Here is a 24,396-nt window from a genome sequence, read left to right on the forward strand (position 1 = left end):
ACTACAGGAGAACCCGCTTACTCGGCAGTATGCGGTTCCGGTTATAAAAGCCTTCGCAAAGTTGGTAGTCGTTGACGCACGACGGTGTGCATGGAACTGACAGCAGACGCGGTCGCGCGGGAGCGCGAGTGGGTGCTCGAACGGGCCGACGTCGTCGTCCCGCTAATCAACGACGTCCGGGACGCACTCGGCGTCGCCTTCGACACCGACGTCGCCCCCGTGACCGACGCGCAGTACCGGGACGCGGTCGAGGACGTGTTCGCGGACGGCGACCGCGCGGTGAACGTGGCGGCGCTCGTGGCGCTACTCCGCGACCTCGACGTCACCGACGACTACCCGGGGTTCGTCGTGGACGAACTGCTCGGCCGCGAGCTCGCCGCGATGATTGCGGGCGAACAGCCGCTCCGGCTGCTCGCGGAGTCGACGTTCCACTACGCGGACGTCCACACCAGCGGCGACGGCGACGACGCTGCCGGCGCGGACGACCTGGACGCGGCGCTGGCGGCCGGCGTCCAGACGCGGCTCCCGGGCTGGGCGTGGACGGAGACCGAGAGCCCGTTCGACGTCGCGCGACGATAGCCGCGGCTACGTGGTTCGGTCGCCAGAGAAGGGTCGACGGCCGCGGGTCGCTACTCTTCGAACTCGATTTCGTCTTCCTGCGGGTCCGGCGGGTCGTCGGCGGCTGTCAGCGTGCGCTCGACTTCCTGCTCGCGGAGCTGTTCGCGCTTCTTCTGGCCCTGCCGTTCGCGGCCGCGTTTCGTGTCGCCCATACAGTGGGGGACGTTCCCATACCACTTAGTTCTCTCGCCGAGCACGAGCGACGCGGGACGACCCCGAATTTTCGCGGTTCACGACAGCGCGTCGTCGACGAATTGGGAGACGACGAGGTCCTCGGCGCTGCGCAGCCGGTACTGGACCGTCGACCGCGGGATGCCGAGTTCGTCGCTGAGGTCGCTGACGGTGACCTCCCGCGGCCGCGAGTAGTAGCCGTGCTCGACGGCGGCTTCCAGCACCGCGCGGTTCTCGGGCGTCAGCTCGGCGGCGACCCGGGACTCGGCGTTCCAATTCCCGGCGCTGGAGAGCCGGGACAGCGACAGCGAGAGCCCGTCGCGCAGCTGGGCTTCGATGGCGTCGTAGACGCCGCCGACCGGCTGCTCGTCGGGGTGGAGCACGCGCCACCGGTACTCGTTGTCGCTCCGTCGCGCCTCGAAGACGACGCCGTCGCCGACGTGCTCGTGGACGTAGTGGGGAACCGAGTGGCAGCCGTGTACCTCCTCGCGGAACGTGTAGACGGTCCGAGAATTCGTGGACTCGTCGAGGACGTGGTACTCGCGGTACGTGTCACAGTCCGGGAGGTCCAGGCACTCGTTGCACCGCGATTCGTCGAGGAAGACGTCGTCGAAAGCATCCAAGGCTTCCTCCGTGCCGGTGGCGTGGTCGATGCGCCACATCCGCTCGCGGGTCGTGAAACAGACCGAGGTCCACGCCGTGAGACTGTCGTACTCGATGAAGCAGTCCATGAGGGCGTCGCTCCCCGGTTCGAACGTCACGGTGAACTCGAACTCGCGCACGCCCACTCGTACGCGCCCGACCACTAATTAGTTACTGCTAACTCCTCAGTATCTCGTGGTTCTGACGAATTGGGCGTGCCACGAGGACTGTGCGTATTTCCGTCGTATCGCTCCTCCGGGAGTTAGCGATTACCAATCCTCTCGGGGTTCGAGGCGCGCCCGCACACCTTCACGGGTTTTAAGAGCGAGTCAGGCCACAGTTGGGGTAATGAGCGACGAACAGGAGCTCGGCATCACCGAGTCCAAAGAGCACAGTCCCGGCGACTGGTACGCGGAAGTCGTCCAGAAGGCGGAGCTGGCCGACTACGCGCCGATGGGCGGGTTCATCGTCACCCGACCCCGCGGGTACGCCCTCTGGGAGGCGATTCAGGACAACCTCGACGGCTGGTTCAAGCAGACCGGCGTCGACAACGCCTACTTCCCGATGTTCATCCCCGAGTCGTACCTCGAACGGGAGAAGGACATCGTAGAAGGGTTCGACCCCGAGGTCGCGTGGGTCACGCAGGGCGGCCACGAGGAGCTCGAAGAGCGCCTCGCCGTCCGGCCGACCTCCGAGTCCATCGTCGCGCCGTACATGGCTCAGTGGGTGCGCTCGCACCGCGACCTCCCGCTGCGCCTGAACCAGTGGAACTCCGTCGTGCGCTGGGAGGCCACGGAGACGAAGCCGTTCTTCCGCACGAAGGAGTTCCTCTGGCAGGAGGGCCACACCGCCCACGAGAGCGACGAGGAGGCGTGGGCGGAGACGACGCTGCGCCTCGACCAGTACCAGCGGCTCTACGAGGACGTCCTCGGGATGCCCGTGCTGCGCGGGCGGAAGCCCGACCACGACAAGTTCCCGGGCGCGGACACGACGACGACCGTCGAGGCGCTGATGCCCGACGGGAAGTCCGTGCAGGGCGGCACGAGCCACCACCTCGGGCAGTCGTTCGCGGAAGCGTTCGACATCACGTTCTCGGACGTCGACGAGGCCGAGCGCACCGCGTACACGACCTCGTGGGGGCTGTCGTGGCGCGCCATCGGCGCGCTCGTCATGTCCCACAGCGACGACCAGGGGCTCGTGCTCCCGCCGACGGTCGCGCCCAAGCAGGTCGTCATCGTCCCCATCTGGCAGGAGGACACCAAGGAGGACGTGCTCCAGTACTCCTCGGAAATCGCCGCGGAACTGGAGGCGCAGGGCGTGCGCGTCCACCTCGACGACCGCGACGAGCGCAACCCCGGCTTCAAATTCAACGAGTGGGAGTTGAAGGGCGTCCCCGTGCGGTTCGAAATCGGCCCGAACGAGGTCGAGGACGAGGAAGTCACGGTCGTCCACCGGCCCGACGGCGAGGACGCCGTCGAGGACCGCGCGGACATCACGGCCACCGTCCACGACCACCTCGAGGACGTCTACGAGAAGCTCTACGACGCGGCCGCCGAGCGCCTCGACGAGAACGTGCGGGAGGCCGAGAGCCGCGAGGAGATTCTGGGCACCATCGGCCAGCACGGCGGCTACGTGAAGGCGCCGTGGTGCGGCGACGAGGCCTGCGAGGGCGAAATCAAGGACCAGATTCACGCCGAAATCGTGCTCGTGCCGCTGGCCGAGGACAGCGCCGCGCGCGCCGCCTCGGAGTTCGAGGACGAACACCTCCCGACCCCCGACCACGAGGGCAAAGACTGCGCGGTCTGTGGGGAGCCCGCCGAGGAGACGGCGTTCTTCGCGAAGTCGTACTGAGCCGGCGACTATTTGTCACGGTCGATTATTTAATGGTGGATGCGGTCGAAGACAGAAGCAACCACAGCCACGGGACTAACCCCAATATGGTGCCGACAGGCACCGAGGATGCGGTTCGCGGGCGGAACGGACGCTGCGTTCGGGCACCTTAGTTTTCCTTATACGCATCTATATTACCCTTAGTGATTCAGGAGTAGGGTTTTACTCGGTCGTGCCACAGACTGGCACATGCACCAGTCCGACAGCACGAACAACCTCCTCCTCGCAGACCCGACCGACGAACGGTCGAACTGCGGGGTCGGGGTCGTCGTCGACCTCGACGGTGGCCAGTCCCACCGCGTTCTCTCTGACGCACTCGACGTACTGGAGAATCTCCAACACCGCGGCACCACCGGTGCCGAGGAGAATACCGGCGACGGCGCCGGCGCGCTCATCCAGACGCCCGACGAGTTCTTCGCCGACGTCTTCGGCGGCCTCCCCGAGACCTACGCCGTCGGCTCGTTCTTTCTCCCGCAGGACGCCGACGAACGCGCCGCCGTGGTCGAAACCGTCGAAGCCGCGCTCGCCGAGCACGGCCTCGCCGTCGACGCGTGGCGCGACGTCCCCACGGACAACAGCGACCTCGGCGCGACTGCGGTCGACTCCGAACCCTACGTCGCGCAGGCCGTAGTACGTCCAGAAGAGGCCGACGACTTCCAGAAGGCGCTGTACGTCGGCCGGCAGGCCGTCGAAGCAGCCGTCGACCACGAGCGCTTCTACGTCTGCTCGCTCGACGAGGACACCGTCGTCTACAAGGGCCTCCTGAAGGGCGACCAGGTCGCTGCCTACTACCCCGACCTCACCGACGAGCGCGTCGAGACCGGGTTCGCGCTCGTGCACGCTCGCTTCTCCACGAACACGCTCGGCGCGTGGCACCTCGCGCACCCCTACCGGAACATCATCCACAACGGCGAGTTCAACACCATCCGCGGGAACGTCAACTGGATGCGCGCCCGCGAGTCGGACCTTGACGCCGCGGGATTCACCGACGACGAACTCGAGACGGTGCTCCCGGTCATCGACGACCCCGAGCAGTCCGACACCGCCAGCGTCGACAACGCGCTCGAACTGCTGATGCAGACGGGGCGCTCGCTCCCGCACGCGCTCCGCATGCTCGTCCCCGAGGCGTGGCAGGGCGACGACGAGATGAGCGACGCGCGCAAGGAGTTCTACGACTACCACGCCAGCCTCGTGGAGCCGTGGGACGGCCCCGCGCTGGTCATCGGCACCGACGGCGACCGCATCGGCGGCGTCCTCGACCGGAACGGCCTGCGGCCGTGCCGCTACGAGAAGCGCTCGGACGGCACGCTCGTGATGGCGTCCGAGCAGGGCGCCTTAGAGGGCGACGTCAGCGAGGTCGAGGAGCGCGGCCGCCTCCGCCCCGGCCAGTTGTTCCTCGCGGAGCCCGGCGAGGGCGTCGTCGACGACGAGGACGTCTTCGAGGAACTCACCGACGAGCAGTACGGCGAGTGGGTCGAACAGAACCAGCTCCGCCCGGAGACCGGCGAGGACGTGCTGCCCAGCGACCCGACCGAGAACCTGCGCTCCGAGCAGGCGATGTTCGGGTACACGCGCGACGAACTCGACGAACTGGTCGCGCCGATGGTCCAGGACGGCAAGGACCCCGTCGGCTCGATGGGCGACGACGCGCCGCTCCCGGGCATCTCGGAGTTCAACCACCCGCTGGCGTCGTACTTCCGCCAGCTGTTCGCGCAGGTCACGAACCCGCCAATCGACTACATCCGCGAGGACCTCGTGACGAGCATGGAGACGCGACTCGGCCGGCAGAACAACCTCCTCGGCGAGTCCCCGGAGCACGCCGAGCAGGTCGTCCTCGACAGCCCCGTCCTGGCCGACAGTGACCTGAACGAAGTCGTGAACGCGGGCCTGTCGTCGGCGACTATCGACCTCTCGTTCGGTCCCGAGGAGTCCCTCGAAGCCGCCGTCGAGCGCGTCCAGCGCGAGGCCGCCGACGCGGTCGACGACGGCGTCGAACTGCTCGTCCTCTCCCAGCGCGAGGCCGGCGAGGACGCGATTCCGGTGCCGAGCCTGCTGGCGACCGGTGCCGTCCACCACCACCTCACCCGCGAGGGGCTGCGGGCGCGCGCCGGCCTCGTCGTCGAAGCCGGCGACGTCCGCACCGTCCACCAGCTCGCGGCGACGGTCGGCTACGGCGCGGGCGCGGTCAACCCCTACCTCGCCATCGAGTCCGCCCGCGACATCGTCGCCGGGCCGGACGGCCCCGACCCAGCGGACGCCGTGTCGTCGTACCTGAAGGCCCTCGAAGACGGCCTGCTGAAGGTGATGGCGAAGATGGGCATCTCGACGGTCGAGTCCTACCAAGGCGCCCAAATCTTCGAGGTCGTCGGTCTCGACTCGTCGGTCGTCGACCGGTTCTTCTCCGGGACGCCGAACCGCACGGAGGGCGTCGGCCTCGACGAGCTCGAAGCCGACATCCGCGCGCGCCACGCCGCGGGCTTCGACGACGAACCGGACGTCGAGCGCATCGGCGAATTCGAGAACCGCACCTCCGGGCGGTTCCACCAGTGGAACCCCCAGACAGTCCACAGCCTCCAGGAGGGCGTGGACAACGGCGACTACGAGGCGTTCGAGGACTACGCCGATCAGGTCAACGACCAGGCCGAACAGCTCCAGACGCTGCGCGGCCTCCTCGACATCGACACCGACGAGCGCGAGAGCGTCCCCGTCGAGGACGTCGAGTCGGCCGCGGACATCGTCGAGCGGTTCTCGACGGCCGCGATGAGCCTCGGGAGCCTCAGTCCGGAGGCCCACGAGACCAACGCCGAGGCCGCCAACGGACTCGGCGCGAAGGCGAACACGGGTGAAGGCGGGGAGCCGCCCGAGCGCTTCGGCACCGACAAGGAGTGCGCCATCAAGCAGGTGGCCTCCGGCCGGTTCGGCGTCACGAGCACGTACCTCTCGGCCGCCGACGACCTCCAGATCAAGATGGCGCAGGGCTCCAAGCCCGGCGAGGGCGGCCACCTCCCCGGGAAGAAGGTCAACGAGATGATTGCGGACGTGCGGTGTTCGACGCCGGGTGTCGGCCTCATCAGCCCGCCGCCCCAGCACGACATCTACAGCATCGAGGACCTCAAGCAGCTCATCTCCGACCTCCGCGCGGGCAACCCGGACGCCCGCGTCCACGTGAAACTCGTCTCCGAGGCGGGCATCGGCACGGTCGCGGCGGGCTGCGCGAAGGCGGGCGCGGACTGCATCCACATCTCCGGCCACGACGGCGGGACGGGCGCGTCCCCGAAGACGAGCATCAAGCACGCCGGCCTCCCGTGGGAGCTCGGGCTCGCGGAAGCGAACCAGCTGCTCGTGGAGACCGGCCTCCGCTCGCGCGTGACGCTGCGCGTGGACGGCGGCCTGAAGACCGGCCGCGACGTCGCGGTCGGCGCGCTGCTGGGCGCCGAGGAGTTCGCGTTCGGCACCGCGTCGCTGGTGTCGGCGGGCTGCGTGATGGCGCGCATCTGCCACACGAACAACTGCCCGACCGGCGTCGCGACGCAGGACGACGAACTCCGCGAGCGCTTCCGTGGCACGCCGGAGAAGGTCGCGAACTACCTCACGTTCGTCGCCCGCGAACTCCGCGAACTGCTCGCGGAACTGGGCTACACGAGCGTCGAGGACGCCGTCGGCCGCGTCGAACACCTCTCCCAGCCGGAGAGCACCCACCCGAAGGGCAAGCACATCGACCTCTCGCGCGTGCTCGCCGAGCCCGAGGGCGACGGCCGCACGCACACCGTCGAGCAGGACCAGCCCGACATGGAACTCGACGAGGGCATCGTCGCGGACGCGCAGGCGGCCATCGCGGGCGACGAGTCCGTCTCGCTGACCCGCGAGATTACGACCCGCGACCGCACCGTCGGTGCACGCGTCTCCCACGCCGTCAGCAGCGAACACGGCGTCGAGGGACTGGCCGACGACACGCTCAACGTCACGCTCGAAGGGAACGCCGGCCAGTCGTTCGGCGCGTTCCTCGCGTCCGGCGTCACGATGTCGCTGACCGGGGCCGCCAACGACTACGTCGGGAAGGGGCTCTCGGGCGGCACGCTCGCCGTCGAGACGCCGCCGGAAGCGGGCTTCGAGCCCGCGGAGAACACGCTCGTCGGGAACGTCGCGCTGTACGGCGCGACCGACGGCGAGTGCTACGTCAACGGCGTCGCCGGCGAGCGCTTCGCCGTCCGGAACTCCGGCGCGCACGCCGTCGTGGAGGGCGTCGGCGACCACGGCTGCGAGTACATGACCGGCGGCATCGTCGTCGTGCTCGGCGACGTCGGCCGGAACTTCGCCGCGGGGATGTCCGGCGGCGTCGCGTACGTCCACGACCCCGACGGCGACTTCGAGGACCGCTGCAACACCGGGATGGTCGCGGTCTCCCGTGACCTCTCGGAGCGCGACGAGTCCGCGATTTGCCGCCTCGTGGAGAACCACGCCGCGCGCACGGACAGCGACCGCGCGGCCGAACTGCTCGGGAACTGGGAGGAGGCAGTCTCGGACTTCGCGGTCGTCATGCCGGACGCCTACCAGGAGGCCATCGACGAGCGGCCCGAAGCGGACGCGCGCCGCTCGCTGCCCGCTAGCGCCATCGAGGGCTCGCTCGCCGGCAGCGCCGACTGACGCCGTAGCCCCGAATTCTTCGGTATCTCTCGCGCCGCTGGCGTCTGAATAGCCACCGCTTTTGTGGCGGCCAGCCAACCCTCCGGTATGGATTCCGCGCTCGTGGTCGGCGGCACGCGCTTCATCGGCCGCCACCTCGTGGAGGAACTGCTCGCCCACGACTACCGCGTCACGACGTTCAACCGCGGGAAGCACGACGACCCGTTCGCCGAGGACGACCGCGTCCACCACGTGCAGGGCGACCGCACCGACCGGAAGGCGCTGCTGACCGCGAAGCGAGAGGTCGAACCCGACGTTGTCTTCGACTGCGTGGCGTACAAGCCCCGCGAGGTCGAGCACGCCATCGACATCTTCGGCGGCGTGGACGCCTACGTCTACGTCTCCAGCGGCGCCGCGTACGCCGACGAGGACGTCCCGAAGCGCGAGGACGAAACCGCACTAGAGAGCTGCACCGCCGAGCAGGCGACCGACGACTCGATGGAGACGTACGGCCCGCGGAAGGCCGCCGGCGACCGCATCGTCTTCCAGGCGGCCGAGCGCGGCGTGAACGCGATGAGCGTGCGGCCGCCGGTCGTCTACGGCCCCCACGACTACACCGAGCGCCTCGCGTACTGGGTCCACCGTGTCGCCGAGCACGACGAGGTCGTCGTCCCCGGGGACGGCACGAACCTCTGGCAGCGCGTCTACGTCGAGGACGTCGCCCGCGGCCTCCGCCTCGTCGCCGAGGAGGGCGAGCCGGGCGAGGCGTACAACGTCGGCGACCGGAACGCCGTCAGCCTCGACCGCATGCTCGACCTGATTGCGGACGCACTCGGGACGGACGTCGAGCGCGTGTACACGAGCCCCCGCGAAGTCGACATCGTGGACCTCGACCTCGAGGACTTCCCGCTGTACCGCGACTACCCCCACCTGCTGGACACGTCGAAAGTCGAAGAACTCGGCTACGAGTCGACGCCCGTCGAGGAGGCGATGGCGGAGACCGTGGAAGCCCACCGCGAGCACGACCGCACCGGCGAGGAGGAAGGCCCCGACCGCGAGGACGAGGCACGCCTCCTCAACGTGCTCGGCACGGTCTGAGACGAGAACAGTTCGCACACCTGCCGAACGCTTATTTCGTGGCGTGCCGAACCACAGCGTAACGCGATGACCCGGCTTCTCGTCACGTGACGACCCTCCGCTCGTGGGGGCTGTCGCCGCTCGAACCGCGTTCTGACTGCCGACAGCCACGAAATTCCATGCGAATACGAGAAGCCACATCAGAGGACGCACAGACCGTCAAAGACGAACTGCTCGTGCCGGGCTACCGCGAGACGGCCGCGGTCGCGCCCGCGTACAGCGAACTCGACGAGGAGGGCGTCGCGGCGTCGAGTGTGGACCGCTGGCTCGACGACGACGAGCGCGTGCTGTTCGTCGCCGAAACCGACGGCGACCTCGCGGGCTACGTCTCCGGCGGCTGCCACGACAGCCCGCCAATCTACGCTCGCGGGCCGTACACGAACGTCGACGGGCTCTACGTGAAACCGGCGTACCGCCGCGACGCACTCGCCAGCCGCCTGCTCGACCGCATCGAGGCGTGGGCGGCCGACCGGGGCTGTGAGTACGTCGGCGTCTCCGCGCACGTCGCCAACGACCCCGCGGTCGAGCTGTACGACGACCGCTTCGAGCGGACGTACGTGAGCTATCGCGGGCGAATCGACGACGAGTAGACTTTTACTCGTCCCCGGGCGAGGCTTGGACATGTTCGAGAAGTCGAAGTGGATTCGCCTCCCGCGGAGCGTCGTGCTCGGCCACGACGTACTCTCGCAGACCCGGGAGGTCGTCGTCGAGACCCACTTGACGGGGCGGCCGCTGGTCGTCACCAGCGAGACGCCCCGGGAGGTGGCCGCCGACCGCATCGTCGCGCAGTTCGAGGCCGCGGGCGACGACCCCGAAATCGTCGTCGTGGAGGAGGCGACCTTCGAGGCCGTCGAGGACGTGCTCGACGTCGCGCGCGGGATGGAGGTCGGCTACCTCGTCGGCGTCGGCGGTGGGAAGCCAATCGATATCGCGAAGATGGCGAGCGACCACCTCAACGTCGGGTTCGTGAGCGTGCCGACGGCGGCGAGCCACGACGGCATCGTCTCCGGGCGCGGGTCGGTACCGGAGGGCGACACCCGCCACTCGGTCGCCGCGGCGCCGCCGGTCGCGGTCGTCGCGGACACGGGCGTCATCGCGGACGCGCCGTGGGAGTTGACGACCGCGGGCTGCGCGGACATCATCTCCAACTACACCGCGGTGAAGGACTGGCGGCTGGCGAACCGCCTCCAGAACGTGCCGTACAGCGAGTACGCGGGCGCGCTCAGTCAGATGACCGCAGAGATGCTCGTCGACAGCGCGGACTCCATCAAACCCGAACTGGAGGAGTCCGCGTGGATGGTGATGAAGGCGCTGGTCTCCTCGGGGGTCGCGATGTCCATCGCGGGCTCCTCGCGGCCCGCGTCGGGGAGCGAGCACCTGTTCAGCCACCAGCTCGACCGCATCGCGCCCGGGAAGGCCCTCCACGGCCACCAGGTGGGCGTCGGCTCGATTCTCGCGGAGTACCTCCACTCGGGCGAGCAGGGCGAGTGGCGGTCGGTCCGGGACGCGCTGGCGTCCCTCGACGCGCCGACGACCGCGGACGGGCTCGGCGTCACCGACGAGGAAGTGCTGGAGGCGCTGACGTCCGCCCACGAGATTCGGGACCGCTACACGATTCTGGGGTCGGGCATCAGCGAGGACGCCGCCGTCGAAGCCGCGACGAGGACGGGCGTCATCTAGTCGGCGAGTTCGCCGGTCGCCGCGACGTCCAGCGTCCACAGGGAGAGCCCGCCCGCCATCACCTGCACGAGCACCATGCTCGACCGGTAGAGCACGAGTGCGGACGCGAGTTCGCCCAGCGAGTGCGGCGTGAGGGTGACGAGCACGCCGCCGAGCGCGACGTCCACTGGGCCGATGCCGGCGGGCAGCGGGACGGCGCGCGCGAATCCGGAGACCGTCACCGCGACCATCACGACCGCGGGCGACACCACCACGCCGACCGCGAGCAGGCTGACGAACAGCGGAATTATCCAGCAGAGCCACGCGGCGTGGGCCGCGGCGAGCACGGTCACGAACCGCGAGCGGTCCGCGGTGAGCCGACTCAGCGTCGCGAAGAACTCGTCGAGACCGCGGCGCACACGTCCGGCGTCGAGGCGCACGTCGTGGCCGGGAACGACGCGCGCCAACACGGGCTCGAACGCGAGTGCGAGCCGAGTGACGACGGCAGCGACGGCCTCGCGGTAGGCTTCGAGGACGACGCCGGCCGTGGCGATGGCTGCCAGCACCGCACCGAACGCGACGAACAGGCCGACCGTTCCCGCCGGGTCCTGCCCGGCGGCGACGACGCCGAGTACGCCGACGCCGCCGACGACGGACGACGCGACCATCATCACGAACTCCCAGCCGGTGACGCCAGCGACGGCCTCGCTGACGGTGACGTCGCCGTGGCGGCTCACCGTGTACGCGACGAACCCGCCGCCGCCGACGTTCCCGGCCGGGAGGAAGTTCCGGACGATGGCAGCGCCGTAGAACGCCCGCCGCGCGAGCGCGCCGCGCACGCTCCACACCGGGAAGCCGAGCGCGACGCGCGTCCCCTCGCCGCCGGCGAGCAGCGCGAGCGCGGCCCCCAGCGGCGCGAACGCGTAGATAGCGAGGTTGGCGTCGCGGAGGTTCCGGAGCACGCGGTCCCAGCCGACCCCGGTGACCAGCAGGGCGGCGATGGCGACGGCGACGACGACCCGGAACGCGACGCGTCGGCGGTCGAAGTCCACGGTGGCACCTCGCGGGGAGTCAGGAAAAACGGTTGGGTCACCGGAGCCGGCTGCGGCGCCGGCCGACCGCGGGGTGGAACGAGACCAGGCGCGCGAACCGCGAGTGCTCCGTGGGGACGAGGCCGCGGTCGGCGAGCGTGGCGAGTGCGCGCTCCATCGCAGCGTCGCCGACGTGGGCGGCGGCGTAGGCGTCCGCGTCGAACTCCGTCCACCGCACCAGCGGACCGACCGCGAGCAGCAACACGAACGAGAGCACGACTGCCGGCACGAACGCGTCCACGACGCCGTTCGCGACGAGGAAGACGGGTGCGAGCGCGAACCCAGTAGCGAGGAACCGCGCGACGACGTGGCCGCGGCGGTGGTGGCCGACCTCGTGGGCGATGACGGCGGTCGTGGCGCCGGCGTCCAGCGTGCGGAACAGCGCGTCCGTCACGAACACGTACCGGGAACCGGGCAGCACGCCCGCGGCGACGGCGTTCGCGACCGGGTGGCTGCCAGTCTCGACGACGCGCACGCGGAGACCGTCGGCGCACGCGGGAACGACGGCGGCTTCGGCGTCGGTCGGCGCTCGCACGGGGCCGAAGCGCGCGGCGAGCGGCGGGAGCGCGACGGCGACGAGTGCAGCGGCACTGACGACGGCGACGAGGCTCGTGGTCCCGCTCGGAGCGGCCAGCCACACGCCGACGACGAACAGCGCGGGCGCGACGAGCACGGCCGCGAGTCCGAGAAACCGCCGGACGGTCGCCGCGTAGTCGGTCGCGTCCCCGGTGACGCTCGCCCACGCGGGCCGCGTGCCGAGGTGGACGGCGAGCGCCGGGACGACGCCACCGACGAGTACGGTCACGGCGAGCGCGCCGAACGCGCCGACGGCGTCGGGCACGGGGAGCGCGGCCGCGAACGCGTCGTCGAGCGGTGAATCAGTGACCGTGAATAGGCCGAAGAGTGCGGCACCCGCTTGCAGGAGACGGTTCGCGCGCCGCAGTCGCGACGCGGCCGTCACGCGGTCCGCCGCACGGACGGCAGCGACGCCGGCGAGTCGGCTCGCTGCGTACGCGACGACGGGGAGGGCGAGGACCACGGCAGCGTGCATCACGTGGCGGTAACTCGGGCTCCCACTAACAGTTGTCGCGGACTGGAGAGGGAGTCTGCAAGGACCGCAGTGAGCCGAGGAGAGAGCACGACCAGAAAGCCCCCGTTCGATCCCACCCGCTACCGGGTGCGGCACCGAATACCGGGCGCTCAACGTGGGCTCACTCTCGCTGAATGTACGCGTACACGATGGCGAACGCGAGCCCGCCGGCGACCCCGCGGACGACCGCGCCGGCGACGTCGCCGTCGAGGACGAGCAGTTCGGCTGCCACGAACATCGCCACCCACAGCGCGACGACGAGCGCGCCGAACAGCCACGGGTTCGTCAGGTCGACTTCCATGGCGGACGGTGGCGCCCGCGCCGTAAGTAGTTAGACGTGTTCGTCGAGGAAGTCCACGACCGCGCGGTAGGCGGTGAGCTTGTTCTCCAGTTTGGTGAAGCCGTGGCCCTCGTCCTCGAAAATCAGTTGCTCCGTGGGGACGTGCTCGCTGGCCTGTTCGACGATTTGCTCGGCTTCTTCGACGGGGACGCGGGGGTCGTTGGCGCCGTGGAGCACGAGCAGCGGCGCGCGGATGCGGTCGGCGTTGTTGACGGGACTGATGGCTTCGAGGAACTCGCGGTCCTCGGCGAGGCTGCCGTACTCGGCCTCGCGGTGTTCGCGCCGCCAGTCGCCCGTGTTTTCGAGGAACGTCACGAAATTCGCGATGCCGACGACGTCGACGCCCGCCGCCCACAACTCGGGGTACTCGGTGAGCGACGCAAGCACCATGAACCCGCCGTAGGAGCCGCCGTAGGCGACGACGCGGTCCTCGTCGACGTCGTCGCGGCCGGCGAGCCACTCGACGCCCGCCTTGCCGTCCTTCACGGAGTCCATCCGATTGCGGACGTTGTCGAGGTTCATGTACTCGGTGCCGTACCCGGAGGAACCGCGGACGTTCGGCTCGAAGACGGCGTAGCCGTTGTCCACGAAGTACTGGCGCAGCGACGAGAAGAACGGCCGGCGCTGTGCTTCGGGGCCGCCGTGGAAGTCCACGACGACGGGGTGGGGACCGTCGCCTTCGGGGAGCGTGAGGAACGCCGGAATTTCCAGGCCGTCGAAGCTCTCGTAGTGGATTAGTTCGGGCTCGCGGAACGTCTCCTTCGGGATGCCCGCGGTGGCGGCGTCGGTCCAGCGGCGGCTGTCGCCGCTGGCGACGTCCACGACGTAGACGTTCCCGTTCTCCGTCGGCGAGGAGGCCGACACGGCGACGCACTCGGCGTCGTTGTCGAAGCTCAGCCCGAACACCACGCCGTCGATGATGTCGGGTTCGGGGTGCTCGTCGAGGCTGGACCCCTCAGCATCCGCGAGCGTGAGTTCGCTGTAGCCGTCGACGTTCTGGACGTACGCCAGCCGCCCGGAGTCGTGGTCGACGGCGACGGACTCCAGCGGCCAGTCGCCGCCGCTGGCGACCTCCTCGACGTCGCCGGTCTCGGGGTCGAGCAGGCCGAGGTGGTGGGTGTCCGCGCCGTAGTTCGTGCAGACGTAGATGCCGTCGCCGTCCGGCGTCCACGAGACCGAGGAGAACTGCACGTCCTCGTCGAAGGGCGTCGCGTGCGTGACCTCGCCGGAGGCGACGTCGACCACGTAGAGGTCGGCGTCGAAGTTCGAGTGACTCTCGTGGAGCAACAGCCGGTCGTCGCTGGGGCTCCAGCCCGCCGCCGCGAGCATGTCGTAGTCCTCGCCTTCCACGAGCAGGTCGGCGTCCGCGCCCGTCTCGTCGCGGCCCTGCACGTAGACGTCGAACACACCCTGGTCGCGGCGGTTCGCGGCGTACGCGACGCGGTCACCGTCGTGGCTCCAGCCGCCGAATTGGTGTTTCGCGTCCGGGTCGTCGGTGAGTGCGACGTCCTCGCTGCCGTCCGCGGCGAGCCGGTGGAGCTGCCAGAACTCGTCGCCGCCGGCGTCCTTCGCGTAGACGAGTTCGTCGCGGGTCGGCGAGAACGACGCGTACGCCACGCGCTCGTCGTGGAACGTCAACTGCGAGGGCCACGCCTCGGGGGCGTCCACGCGCCACACCTGATTCGACCCCGTGACGTCCAGCGTGAACGCGAGTTCGCCCGCGGGCCCGAACGTCGGCCCGCCCGCGCTCCGGATGTTCAGGTACCGCTCGATGTCGTAGGCCATGCCGGAACCACCCCCGCAGCGCCGATAGCGCTTCTGGTCGCGGAACCAGGAGCCACGAGAACAGAACCGTTTTTACCGGCGTACTGCGTCCCGGCGAGTATGCGCGTGGCGTTCGTCTCGGAGACGACCGCCCACCACGTCGACGCCGACGACGTCGACCGCCTGCGCCTGCTGGGGGACTTGCTCGCAGCGCGCGGCCACGACGTCCACGTCTGCTGTGCGCAGTGGTGGGAGGGACAACCGGACACGTTCGAGCACGAGGACCTGACGTACCACGCCGTCACTGCCGAGCGCGGCCAGCGCTGGTTCTCGCCGAAGGTCGCCGCCGCCCTCCGGAACCTCGACCCGGACGTCGTCCACGGGACGAGTCGGACGCCCGGCCACGTCTACGGCGCTCGCTGGGGCGCGCTCCTCGCGGGCGCACCGCTGATTCTGGACTGGTACGACCCACACGACACAACCGAGGGCCTGCGCGGTCGCGCGTACCGCTACGCCGCGCGGAAGCCCAGCGCCGTCGTCACGCCGTCCCGCACCGTGAAGACGAGCGCCCGGGAGTGCGGCGCGAACGGCGACGAGGTCCGCGTTGTCCCCACCGGCATCGACATGAAGGGGATTCGAACCGTCGAACCCGCCGACGCCGGCGACATCGTGTTCAGCCGCCGCCTCGACGAGGACGCCAACCTCGAATCCCTGTTCCTGGCGCTGGCGGAGTTCCGCGAGTACGGCTGGAACTGCACTGTCGTGGGCGACGGCCCGGCTCGTGAGGGCTACGAGCGCCAGGCGCGGGACCTCCGCATCGACGACCGCGTGGAGTTCGTCGGCGAGAAGAGCGTCGAGGAGCGCGTCCGCCTGTTCAAGGACGCTCACGTCTACGTCCACACCGCCGAACGCACCTCCTTCGGCCTCGATCTGTTGCGCGCGCTCGCTTGCGGCTGCGTCGGCATCGTCGAGTACCACGCCGAGTCCAGCGCCCACGAACTCGTCGAGACGTACGACCGGGGGTTCCGCGCGACCAACGACGAGGAGATTACGGAGTGCCTGGTCGCGGCCGGCAACCTCGAACGCATGGCCGTCGACGAGACGTTCGCCGACTACGACCACGAGCACTTCCTCGAAGCGTACCTCGACGTCTACCGCGAAGCGCAAGAACAGGCCGGCCTGCTCTGATTACTCGTCGTCCGTGCCGCGTCGCGTCCGCTCGGCGACCCGGACTGCCGCAACGTTCTCCTCGACGTCGTGGACGCGCACGATGTCCGCGCCGCGTTCGGCCGCCAGCGCCGTGCCCGCGACCGTCGCGTAGCCGCCCTCTTCGGGGTAGCGGTCGACCGCACCGAACATCGACTTGTGGCTGTGGCCAATCAGCACAGGGCAGCCAAGCGCGTGGAATTCGTCGGTGCGGTCCAGCACTTCGAAGTTCTCCGCCGTCGACTTCCCGAAGCCGAGGCCGGGGTCGACGACGATTTTCTCCCGCGGGAGGCCGGCCTTCTCCGCGAGCAGCACGCGCTCGGTGAGTTCGTCGACGACGTCGTCGACGACGTCGTCGTAGTGGACCTCGTCGCCGGGTTCGACGGGCGCGTTGATGGAGTGCATCACCACGAGCGGCGCGTCGTACTCGGCGGCGACGAACCGCATCTCGGGGTCCTCTAAGCCGGTCACGTCGTTCAGGATGTCCGCGCCCGCTTCGAGGGCCTGCCGGCCGACTTCGGCCTTGCGCGTGTCCACGGAAATCATGGCGTCGAGGTCACTGATGCGCTCGACGACGGGGACGACGCGGTCCAGTTCTTCTTCGAGCGGGACGGGGTCGGCGCCCGGCCGCGTGGACTCGCCGCCCACGTCGATGACGTCCGCGCCCGCGTCGACCATCGCCTCGGCGCGCGCGACGGCGTCCTCGACGGCCTCGTACTCGCCGCCGTCGTGGAAGCTGTCCGGCGTCACGTTCAGGATGCCCATGACAGCGGTGCCGTCCTCCCAGGGGTAGCCGTGGGTCGCGGGCTCGGTCTGGATGCCCAGCGTCTCCCGGACTTCGTCGGCGTACACGGAGAGGCCGTAGGGCTGGCCGTCGAGTTTCTCGGCGAGGCGCTTGAACTGCGCGAGCGTCCCCATCAGCACGGCGTCGAGGTAGCCCCGCGGCTGGGCGTTCAGCCCCGAGAGCGAGCACTCGCCGCCGAGACTCAGCATCTCCTCCTTGAGGTACTGGGCCTGGCGCTTCTGGACGCGGGTCTCCACGACGCGGTGGACGCCCTTCGCGCGCATCCGCCAGACGCCCGGCGGCGTGACGTGCGCGCCCTCCAGCACGTCCCGCGAGTCGTCGAGACTGTCCACGTCCTTCTGGACGTTCGTGCGCGTCCAGCGCTTGCGGGCCTCGGCGACCGCGAACAGCGACCCCGTGACGAGCACGAGGTCGTCCTCGCCCGCGGCGTCGAGCGCGTCGTCGAGCGCCGCCTCGACCGAGCGCGTGACTGTCACGTCCGCGCCTGCCTCGTCGAAGACGGTCGCGAGCACGTCCGCGTCTTCGGCGCGCTCGGAGTCGGGCTCGCACGCCCACACGCGGTCGGGCGTCGGCAGCGCGTCGGCCATCCCGCGGTGGTCCTTGTCGTGCATCGCGCCGAACACGCAGTGAAGGTTCTCGTAGTCGAACTCCGCGAGCGTCCCGGCGAGCGCCTCGCAGGCCGCCGGATTGTGCGCGCCGTCGAGCACGGTCACCGGGGCCGCGCTCATCACCTCGAAGCGCCCCGGCCAGTACGCCTTCCGCAGGCCGCGTTCGAGGGTGTCCTCGTCCACGTCCGCGACCTGTCGCGCGAGCGTCGCGGCGACGCCCGCGTTCGCTGCTTGGAACGAGCCGAGCAGCGGGATTTGGGCGTCCACCGACCAGCCATCTCCCGACAGCGAGACCGCCGCCTCCGTGTGGTTCGTGCGGCCTTCGTAGGTCGCGCGCACGTCGCCGTCGTCGCCGACGGTTACCACGTCGCCCGCGTGGTCGCGGACTGCGGCGAGGGCGTCGCCGGTCGTCGCCGTGACAAGCGGGTTCGGTTCGGGCGCGACGTGGGCCTTGTCGCGGGCGATTTCCTCGACGGTGTCTCCGAGCACACTCGTGTGTTCGAGGCTCACCGACGTCACCGCGCTCGCCACCGGGTCGACGACGCTGGTCGCGTCGAAGCGCCCGCCGATGCCGACTTCGAGGACGGCGACGTCGACGTCCTCGCGGCCGAACTGCCACAGCGCCATCGCGGTCACTACCTCGAAGAACGTCGGCGCGTTCCCGTTCGCGGCGCGCTCGTTCACGCGCGGCCGAATCGCCTCGACGAACTCCGTCAGCGCCGCCTCGGACATGCGGCGGCCGTCGACGGTGACGCGCTCGCGCACGTCGTCGAGGTGCGGGGACGTGTAGAGGCCGACGCCGAGGCCGGCCTCCCGGAGCACGGATTCGAGCAGCCGCGCCGTCGACCCCTTCCCGTTCGACCCCGCGACCTGCACGTACTGCGGGCCCTCGTGGGGGTCGTCGAGCGCGGCCAGCAGGTCCGCCGTCGAGTCCGTCCCGGGCTTGGGCCGGTAGCGGCGGAGGTCCAGCAGGAAGTTCGCCGCCTCGTCGTATCGCATACCCGTTTCGAGCGCGGCGGCCCGCTTTAGGCTGTCGGACCCGGGACTGGGGCGTCTCTCAAAGAGCCGTTTGACTCTCCAGAAAGGACTTGATACCGGCGGGCGACGACGCAACCGGAGCGTCACCGGCCCCCAATCCCCACCCCAACTGCCCCCTTCACCTGTGTCAGTCCGCTGGCGCTCCACTCTCCTCCGAAAACGAGGCTACTCAGTCGTGTCTGAAGGTGCGGTGGCCGGTGAACACCATCGCCATCCCGTGCTCGTTCGCTTCCTCGACGACGTCCTCGTCGTTGACGGAGCCGCCGGGCTGGATGACGGCTTCGACGCCCGCGTCGGCGGCGGCCTCGATGCCGTCCGGGAACGGGAAGAACGCGTCGGAGGCCATCACGGCGCCCTCCGCATTCTTGCCGTCGGCGTCCCGTTCGGCCTTCTTCGCGGCGAGTTCGACGGCGTCCACGCGAGAGACCTGCCCGACGCCGAGGCCGACGGTCTCGGTGCCGTCCGCGAAGAGGATGCCGTTGGACTTGACGTGCTTGAGCACGCGCCACGCGAACAGCATCGTCTCGAATTCGTCCTCGGTGGGCTCGCGCTCCGTGACGACTTCGAGGTCGTCGCGTTCGGGGACCCAGAGTTCCCGCTCCTGCACGAGGCGGCCGCCGACCAGCGGCTTCTCCGTGATGGTCTCGGTGACCTCGCCGAGCGGGCCGGTTTCGAGCACGCGGAGGTTGTCCTTGGCGGTGAGCACGTCGAGCGCGGCGTCGGTGTAGCCGGGCGCGACGACGACCTCCTTGAAGGAGTCGACGACGAGTTCCGCGGTCGCCTCGTCGCACTCGCGGTTGAGTGCGACGATGCCGCCGAACGCGCTCTTGGCGTCCGTGGCGAGCGCGTCGGCGTAGGCCTCGGCGAGCGTGTCAGCGACCGCGGCGCCCGCGGGGTTGGTGTGCTTGATGACGGCGGCGGCGGGCTCGTCGAACTCCTTGATGAGGTTGAGCGCGCCGTCGGCGTCGTTGTAGTTGTTGTACGAGAGCGCCTTCGCGCCCTCGTTGAGCTGGTCGGCGTGGACGACGCTGGCCTCCTCGCAGGTGTCGTCGCGGTAGAGCGCGGCGTCCTGGTGGGGGTTCTCGCCGTAGCGCAGGTCGCTATCGCGGTCGTTGCTCACGAGCCGGCGCACCGGGAAGTCGCCGCCCGTGTCAGCGTCGACGGTGACGCCCTCAGAGGTGACGTCGAGGTCGCCGTTCGCGGCCCAGCGCACGGCGCGCGGGTACGCCTCGAACTCGGCGTCGTAGAGCACGCGCTCCTTGAGGTCGCTCTCGTCGTCGTCCGCGTAGACGGGGACCGGCTCCTGCGTGATGACGGGGCCGGCGTCGACGTCTTCGGTGCGGACGCTGCCGTCGTCGGCGACGGCGTTCGTCACGACGTGGACCGTGCAGCCCGTCACGGAGACCTCCGCGTCGAGTACTTGCTCGTGGGCGTCCGCGCCGGGGAACGACGGCAGGAGGCTCGGGTGGACGTTCAGCGTGAGCGGCGTCGCCTTCAGGAACACCTCCGAGAGCACGCGCATGTAGCCGTCGAGGCAGACGAGGTCGACGTCGTACTCGTCGAGGGCGTCGACGACGCGCTGCTCGTGGTCGCGCCGGAACTCGTCGTCGCGGTGCTCGACGACTTCCGTGGGGATGCCCCGAGCGTCGGCCGCGTCGAGGACGGGCGCGTCCGGATCGTCCGCGAGCACGACGGCGAGGTCGGCGCCGCCGGGCCGCAGGTCGTCGATGTGCAGGAGGTTTCGGCCGCGGTTGCTGGCCAGACCGGCTACGTTCGTCATGTCCCACCGACCGGCGTCCGCGGGCAAAGTGGTTGCGGTTCGCGCCCGGGAAGTATGCACGAACTGGCATAGAAACGCGCGACTGTCGCCAGTATTACCGTGAGTGTATGCACGCTCGTGGTTCGCTCGACCGGCAGGCTTTTGCCGCGAGCGCGGCCACTCCGAGGCATGACCGACACCCACGCCCTCCACGCCGTGACGCCGCTGGACGGCCGCTACGCGGGCCGCACCGAACCGCTCCGAAAGTACGCCAGCGAGGCGGCGCTGATGCGCGCTCGCGTCCGCGTCGAAGTCGAGTACCTGCTCGCGCTCGCCGACCTCGATGCGGTCGACCTCGAACTCACCGACGAGGAGCGCGAGGTGCTCCGCGAAGCCTACGAGGCGTTCGACGACGAGGACGCGGCGCTCGTGAAGACAATCGAGACCGAGGGCGCGCGGGGCTACGACGCCACCAACCACGACGTGAAGGCTGTCGAGTACTTCGTCCGCGAGCATGCGCCGGAGCGCGCGCATCCGTGGATTCACTTCGCGCTCACCAGCGAGGACGTCAACAACCCCGCGCACCGCCTGCTCGTCAAGCCCGCCGTCGAGGACGTGCTCGTGCCGGAACTCCGCGAGGTACGGGACGCGCTCGTCGACTTCGCACACGACTACGCCGACCTTCCGATGCTCGCGCGCACCCACGGCCAGCCCGCGACACCGACGACGTTCGGCAAGGAGATGGCCGTCTATGCCGCCCGCCTCGGCCGCGCAATCGCGCGCGTCGAAGCGGCCAGCGGCGGCCTCGCGGGGAAACTCGCGGGCGCGTCCGGCACGTGGGCCGCCCACCACGCCGCGTTCCCCGAGGTCGACTGGCGCGCGTTCTCCCGCGACTTCGTGGAAGGCCTCGGCCTGTCGTACGTCGAACCCACGACGCAAGTGAACCCGAGCGACGACTTCGGCGCCCTGTTCGACGCGCTCACGGGCGTCAACGGCGTGCTTCTGGACCTCTCGCGCGACGTCTGGCTGTACGTCTCCCAGCGCTACCTCGGGCAGGAAGCAGCGAAGTCCGAGACCGGGTCCTCGACGATGCCGCACAAGGTCAACCCCATCGACTTCGAGAACGCCGAGGGCAACCTCTCGAAGGCCGACAGCGACCTCGACTTCCTCTCGGAGTACCTCGCGACGAGCCGCCTCCAGCGCGACCTCTCGGACTCGACGGTGAAGCGCAATATCGGCGCGTCGCTTTCGTACTGCCTGCTCGCGTACACGAAACTCCAGAACGGGCTCGCGAAGGTCACGCCCAACGAGCGAGTCATGCGCGAGGACCTCGAAGCCAACCCCGAGGTCATCGGGGAGGCCGTCCAGACGATTCTCCGCCGCGAGGGCCACGGCGACGCCTACGAGCGCGTGAAGGAACTCACGCGCGGCGAGCGCGTCACCATCGAGGACTTCCACGACCTGTTCGCGGAGCTGGACGTCGAGGAGTCGGTCCGCGAGGAACTGCTCGCGCTCACGCCCGCGTCGTACACCGGCGTCGCCGGCGACATCGCGCGCGACGCCTGACTACGCGAACACGAGGAGGAACATGCCGGCGGCGACGAGTGCTGCGCCCGCGGCCCGCCGCCAGCGCGCCGCTCTCTCCGACAGTTCCCGAGGCTCGACGTCGAACACGCGCGCCACTACGTCCCGTAGCACGCTCGGCTCGACGAGGAGTGCCGTGCCGTAGGCGACGCCGGCGACGCCGAGGAAGAACCGCGAGAGCGCGAGCGGTGTCACGGTGGCAGCCGAGTGCTCGCCGACCGAAGTGTGTTGTGGCCCTGAAAACTTATGCCGCGGCGCCGCGCACCGGCCACGCGTGTCCCCGAACGAACACGACGGCTGCCCGAAGTGCGGTCATGACGAAGTCGACGTCGGCTCCATCTCGGCGACCGGCTCCGGGCTCTCCAAACTCTTCGACATCCAGACGAACAACTTCCAGACCGTGACCTGCACGTCCTGCGGGTACACCGAACTGTACGCGGACGTCGCCTCGCGCGGCACCGACCTCGCGGACGTCTTCTTCGGTTAGACCAGCGCGTCCAGCGCGTCCGTGACGATTTCGGCGGCGCGCTCGACGTCCGACCGGTGGACGTACTCGCGCTGGGCGTGTGCGACCGGTCCCTCGTCGTCGGCGAGCACGCCCGGCCCGAAGACGACCGTTGGTGCGTCCGCGGCGAAGTAGGAGGCTTCCGTCGCAGCGCCGAACGGCCGCGGACTCCCGGCGCCCGCGTCGACGAGCGCTTCGACGACGGCGCTGTCGTCGGGCGTGTCGAACGCTTCGAGGAACGGTGTCTCTCGCTCGGCTGGTTCGACCGCGACGCCGACGTGCTCCGGGACCTCTTCCCGGACGTGCGCCGCGAAGCCGTCGAAGAACTCCGTCTGCGTCTCCGGCGGGACGGTCCGCCGGTCGAAGACGATGGTGCAGTCGTCGGGCACGCGGTTCGCGGCGTCCCCGCCCACGATGCGCGTGGGCGTGAGCGTCGGCGGCCCGAGTTCGGGGTGCTCGGCAGCGCCCCGAGCAGCGTCGTACGTCCGGACCGCTTCGAGCGCCTGCTCGGCCGCGGCGACCGCGTTCGCGCCCGTCTCGGGCTCGGCGGCGTGTGCGCCCTCGCCCGCGAGTTCGACGGTGCCCTGGAAGCGCCCGCGGGCGCTGGTACACGCATCGAGGTTCGTCGGCTCGCCCACGATGAACCCGTCGGCGTCGAGGTCGAGCGCGGCTGCGCCCATGGAGTCCGTCTCCTCGTCGGGCGTAATCGCGAGCGTTACCTTCCCCTCGTCGGCGTCGACGGCGAAGAATGCGGCGAGCAGCGCGGCCAGCGGCCCCTTCGCGTCGCAGGAACCCCGGCCCTCGACAACGTCGCCGTCCCGCGCGAAGTCGACGTGCGGCGGCACGGTGTCGATGTGCGTGTTCAGGACGACGTGGGGCTCCCCAGTTCCCTTCGACGCGAGGACGTTCCCGGCGTCGTCGACCGCGGGGTCGTCGCCGTGCTCGCGCAGCGTCGCGACGAGCAACTCGCGCATCTCCGTGACGTCCTCGTGGGAGGGCGTGCGGACGGCGCGCTCGTGGAAGTCCAGAACGGAGAACGAGTCAGGCATCGAGCTGGCGCGCGGAGACGACCTCGGCTTCCCCGTCGACTTCGTGCTCGGTCGGGCCGCGCAGCGTCGCCGTGGTGCCCGAGAGGTCGACGTGGAGTTCGCCGCCCGGTGGTCGGACCGCGACCCGGTCCCCGCAGCGGCCCTCGCGGCGCGCGACGGCAGCGACCGCGACTGCGCCCGTGCCACAGGAGTCGGTCTCGCCTTCGACGCCGCGCTCGAACGTGCGCTGGCGGAACGCGTCCTCGCCGTCCGGGGACGCGAACGTGACGTTCGCGCCGTCCGGGAACGCCTCGTGGTGGCGGATGTCGGGCGCGGCCGCCTCGATGTCCACGTCGTCGACGTCGTCCACGAACACGACGGCGTGGGGGACGCCCGTGTTCACGGCGGTGACCTCGTAGCCCGCGAGTTCCTCGCGCTCCATCGGCTCGTCGCGGAACGCCGGCACGTCGCGGGGCGCGAACGACGGCTCGCCCATCTCGACGGTGACCTCCGCGCCGTCGAGGTCCGCGCGCCGCGTCCCCGCCTGCGTGTCCAGCATCACGGCGTCCGCGCCCGTCTGCTCGGCGACCCAGCGGGCCGCACAGCGCGCGCCGTTCCCACACATGTCGGCGGTGGAGCCGTCGGGCTGGCGCAGCGTCATCACCGCACGCGGCGGCGTGTAGCGGTCCTCCAGCGCGAGGAACAGCACGCCGTCGATGCCGAGGTCGGCGCAGAGCCGCTCGGCGAACGCCCCGCGGTCGGGGACGTAGTTCGACGCGTCGACGATTGCGAAGTCGTTGCCGGTGCCGTGGTATCGTTCGTAGGGAATCATCGTTGT

At 70.0% G+C, this 24,396-nt stretch carries 20 protein-coding genes; 9 read left to right on the forward strand and 11 right to left on the reverse strand.

Annotated elements, in window-relative coordinates; translation table 11 throughout:
* Positions 1 to 90 precede the first annotated feature (90 nt).
* Positions 91 to 579, forward strand: coding sequence for a hypothetical protein (locus LPA44_RS00550; RefSeq protein WP_230887656.1), 489 nt, complete (start codon positions 91 to 93; stop codon positions 577 to 579).
* 50 nt (positions 580 to 629) lie between these two features.
* On the opposite strand, the gene LPA44_RS00555 is transcribed toward LPA44_RS00550, so the two are convergent.
* Together LPA44_RS00555 and LPA44_RS00560 are read right to left on the reverse strand one after the other, a co-directional pair.
* Positions 630 to 770 carry a hypothetical protein gene (locus LPA44_RS00555; RefSeq protein ID WP_197407710.1) on the reverse strand — a complete coding sequence of 47 codons (141 nt, stop codon included), beginning with the start codon at positions 768 to 770 and terminating at the stop codon, positions 630 to 632.
* Between the two features lie 78 nt (positions 771 to 848).
* Entirely contained in the window at positions 849 to 1,571 is a 723-nt protein-coding gene (locus LPA44_RS00560) for a helix-turn-helix domain-containing protein (RefSeq protein WP_230887657.1), read from the reverse strand.
* Between the two features lie 208 nt (positions 1,572 to 1,779).
* Between LPA44_RS00560 and proS the strand changes: the two genes are divergently transcribed.
* The 5 genes from proS to LPA44_RS00585 all read left to right on the forward strand — a co-directional run bounded on the left by proS (position 1,780) and on the right by LPA44_RS00585 (position 10,761).
* A complete protein-coding gene (gene proS, locus LPA44_RS00565; RefSeq protein ID WP_230887658.1) occupies positions 1,780 to 3,282 on the forward strand; it encodes a proline--tRNA ligase in 1,503 nt (500 codons plus the stop codon).
* Positions 3,283 to 3,510: 228 nt separating this feature from the next.
* Positions 3,511 to 7,965, forward strand: a complete 4,455-nt coding sequence (gene gltB / locus LPA44_RS00570; protein WP_230887659.1) for a glutamate synthase large subunit — start codon at positions 3,511 to 3,513, stop codon at positions 7,963 to 7,965.
* Positions 7,966 to 8,052: 87 nt separating this feature from the next.
* Complete coding sequence (locus tag LPA44_RS00575; protein ID WP_230887660.1) at positions 8,053 to 9,042, forward strand: SDR family oxidoreductase; 990 nt, start codon at positions 8,053 to 8,055, stop codon at positions 9,040 to 9,042.
* A gap of 158 nt (positions 9,043 to 9,200) precedes the next feature.
* Complete coding sequence (locus tag LPA44_RS00580; RefSeq protein ID WP_230887661.1) at positions 9,201 to 9,671, forward strand: GNAT family N-acetyltransferase; 471 nt, start codon at positions 9,201 to 9,203, stop codon at positions 9,669 to 9,671.
* Positions 9,672 to 9,702: 31 nt separating this feature from the next.
* Positions 9,703 to 10,761 carry an NAD(P)-dependent glycerol-1-phosphate dehydrogenase gene (locus LPA44_RS00585; RefSeq protein ID WP_230887662.1) on the forward strand — a complete coding sequence of 353 codons (1,059 nt, stop codon included), beginning with the start codon at positions 9,703 to 9,705 and terminating at the stop codon, positions 10,759 to 10,761.
* On the opposite strand, the gene LPA44_RS00590 is transcribed toward LPA44_RS00585, so the two are convergent.
* The 4 genes from LPA44_RS00590 to LPA44_RS00605 form a co-directional block, all read right to left on the reverse strand.
* Positions 10,758 to 11,792, reverse strand: a complete 1,035-nt coding sequence (locus LPA44_RS00590) for a lysylphosphatidylglycerol synthase domain-containing protein (RefSeq protein ID WP_230887663.1) — start codon at positions 11,790 to 11,792, stop codon at positions 10,758 to 10,760. The genes LPA44_RS00585 and LPA44_RS00590 overlap by 4 nt on opposite strands.
* Before the next feature lie 37 nt (positions 11,793 to 11,829).
* A complete protein-coding gene (locus LPA44_RS00595) occupies positions 11,830 to 12,882 on the reverse strand; it encodes a M48 family metallopeptidase (RefSeq protein ID WP_230887664.1) in 1,053 nt (350 codons plus the stop codon).
* A 160-nt stretch (positions 12,883 to 13,042) separates the two neighbouring features.
* The gene (locus tag LPA44_RS00600; RefSeq protein ID WP_230887665.1) at positions 13,043 to 13,222 is read right to left on the reverse strand and encodes a hypothetical protein; all 180 of its coding nucleotides are present in this window, start codon (positions 13,220 to 13,222) and stop codon (positions 13,043 to 13,045) included.
* A gap of 30 nt (positions 13,223 to 13,252) precedes the next feature.
* Positions 13,253 to 15,046: a S9 family peptidase gene (locus tag LPA44_RS00605; protein WP_230887666.1), complete on the reverse strand. Its 1,794-nt coding sequence runs from the start codon at positions 15,044 to 15,046 to the stop codon at positions 13,253 to 13,255.
* Between the two features lie 99 nt (positions 15,047 to 15,145).
* On the opposite strand from LPA44_RS00605, the gene LPA44_RS00610 reads away from it, so the two are divergent.
* On the forward strand, positions 15,146 to 16,213 hold the full coding sequence (locus LPA44_RS00610; protein WP_230887667.1) for a glycosyltransferase family 4 protein: 1,068 nt from the start codon (positions 15,146 to 15,148) through the stop codon (positions 16,211 to 16,213).
* On the opposite strand, the gene folP is transcribed toward LPA44_RS00610, so the two are convergent.
* Together folP and LPA44_RS00620 are read right to left on the reverse strand one after the other, a co-directional pair.
* Entirely contained in the window at positions 16,214 to 18,643 is a 2,430-nt protein-coding gene (gene folP, locus LPA44_RS00615) for a dihydropteroate synthase (RefSeq protein ID WP_230887668.1), read from the reverse strand.
* 208 nt (positions 18,644 to 18,851) lie between these two features.
* A complete protein-coding gene (locus LPA44_RS00620) occupies positions 18,852 to 20,462 on the reverse strand; it encodes a formyltransferase family protein (protein WP_230887669.1) in 1,611 nt (536 codons plus the stop codon).
* A gap of 168 nt (positions 20,463 to 20,630) precedes the next feature.
* Between LPA44_RS00620 and purB the strand changes: the two genes are divergently transcribed.
* Positions 20,631 to 22,007 (forward strand): adenylosuccinate lyase, encoded by a 1,377-nt coding sequence (gene purB, locus LPA44_RS00625; protein WP_230887670.1) that lies wholly within the window; start codon positions 20,631 to 20,633, stop codon positions 22,005 to 22,007.
* Here purB and LPA44_RS00630 read toward each other — a convergent pair whose 3' ends face one another.
* Positions 22,008 to 22,220, reverse strand: a complete 213-nt coding sequence (locus LPA44_RS00630) for a hypothetical protein (RefSeq protein WP_230887671.1) — start codon at positions 22,218 to 22,220, stop codon at positions 22,008 to 22,010.
* A gap of 79 nt (positions 22,221 to 22,299) precedes the next feature.
* Here LPA44_RS00630 and LPA44_RS00635 point away from each other — a divergent pair, with 79 nt between their 5' ends.
* Positions 22,300 to 22,512, forward strand: coding sequence for a zinc ribbon domain-containing protein (locus LPA44_RS00635; RefSeq protein WP_230887672.1), 213 nt, complete (start codon positions 22,300 to 22,302; stop codon positions 22,510 to 22,512).
* Here the strand turns inward: LPA44_RS00635 and LPA44_RS00640 are convergent.
* Positions 22,509 to 23,579 carry a M20/M25/M40 family metallo-hydrolase gene (locus LPA44_RS00640; RefSeq protein WP_230887673.1) on the reverse strand — a complete coding sequence of 357 codons (1,071 nt, stop codon included), beginning with the start codon at positions 23,577 to 23,579 and terminating at the stop codon, positions 22,509 to 22,511. The genes LPA44_RS00635 and LPA44_RS00640 overlap by 4 nt on opposite strands.
* Positions 23,572 to 24,390 (reverse strand): diaminopimelate epimerase, encoded by an 819-nt coding sequence (gene dapF / locus LPA44_RS00645; protein WP_230887674.1) that lies wholly within the window; start codon positions 24,388 to 24,390, stop codon positions 23,572 to 23,574. Before dapF ends, LPA44_RS00640 begins: the two co-directional genes overlap by 8 nt.
* Positions 24,391 to 24,396 lie beyond the last annotated feature (6 nt).

The organism is Halobacterium sp. KA-4 (assembly GCF_021028995.1).
Taxonomy (GTDB): domain Archaea; phylum Halobacteriota; class Halobacteria; order Halobacteriales; family Halobacteriaceae; genus Halobacterium.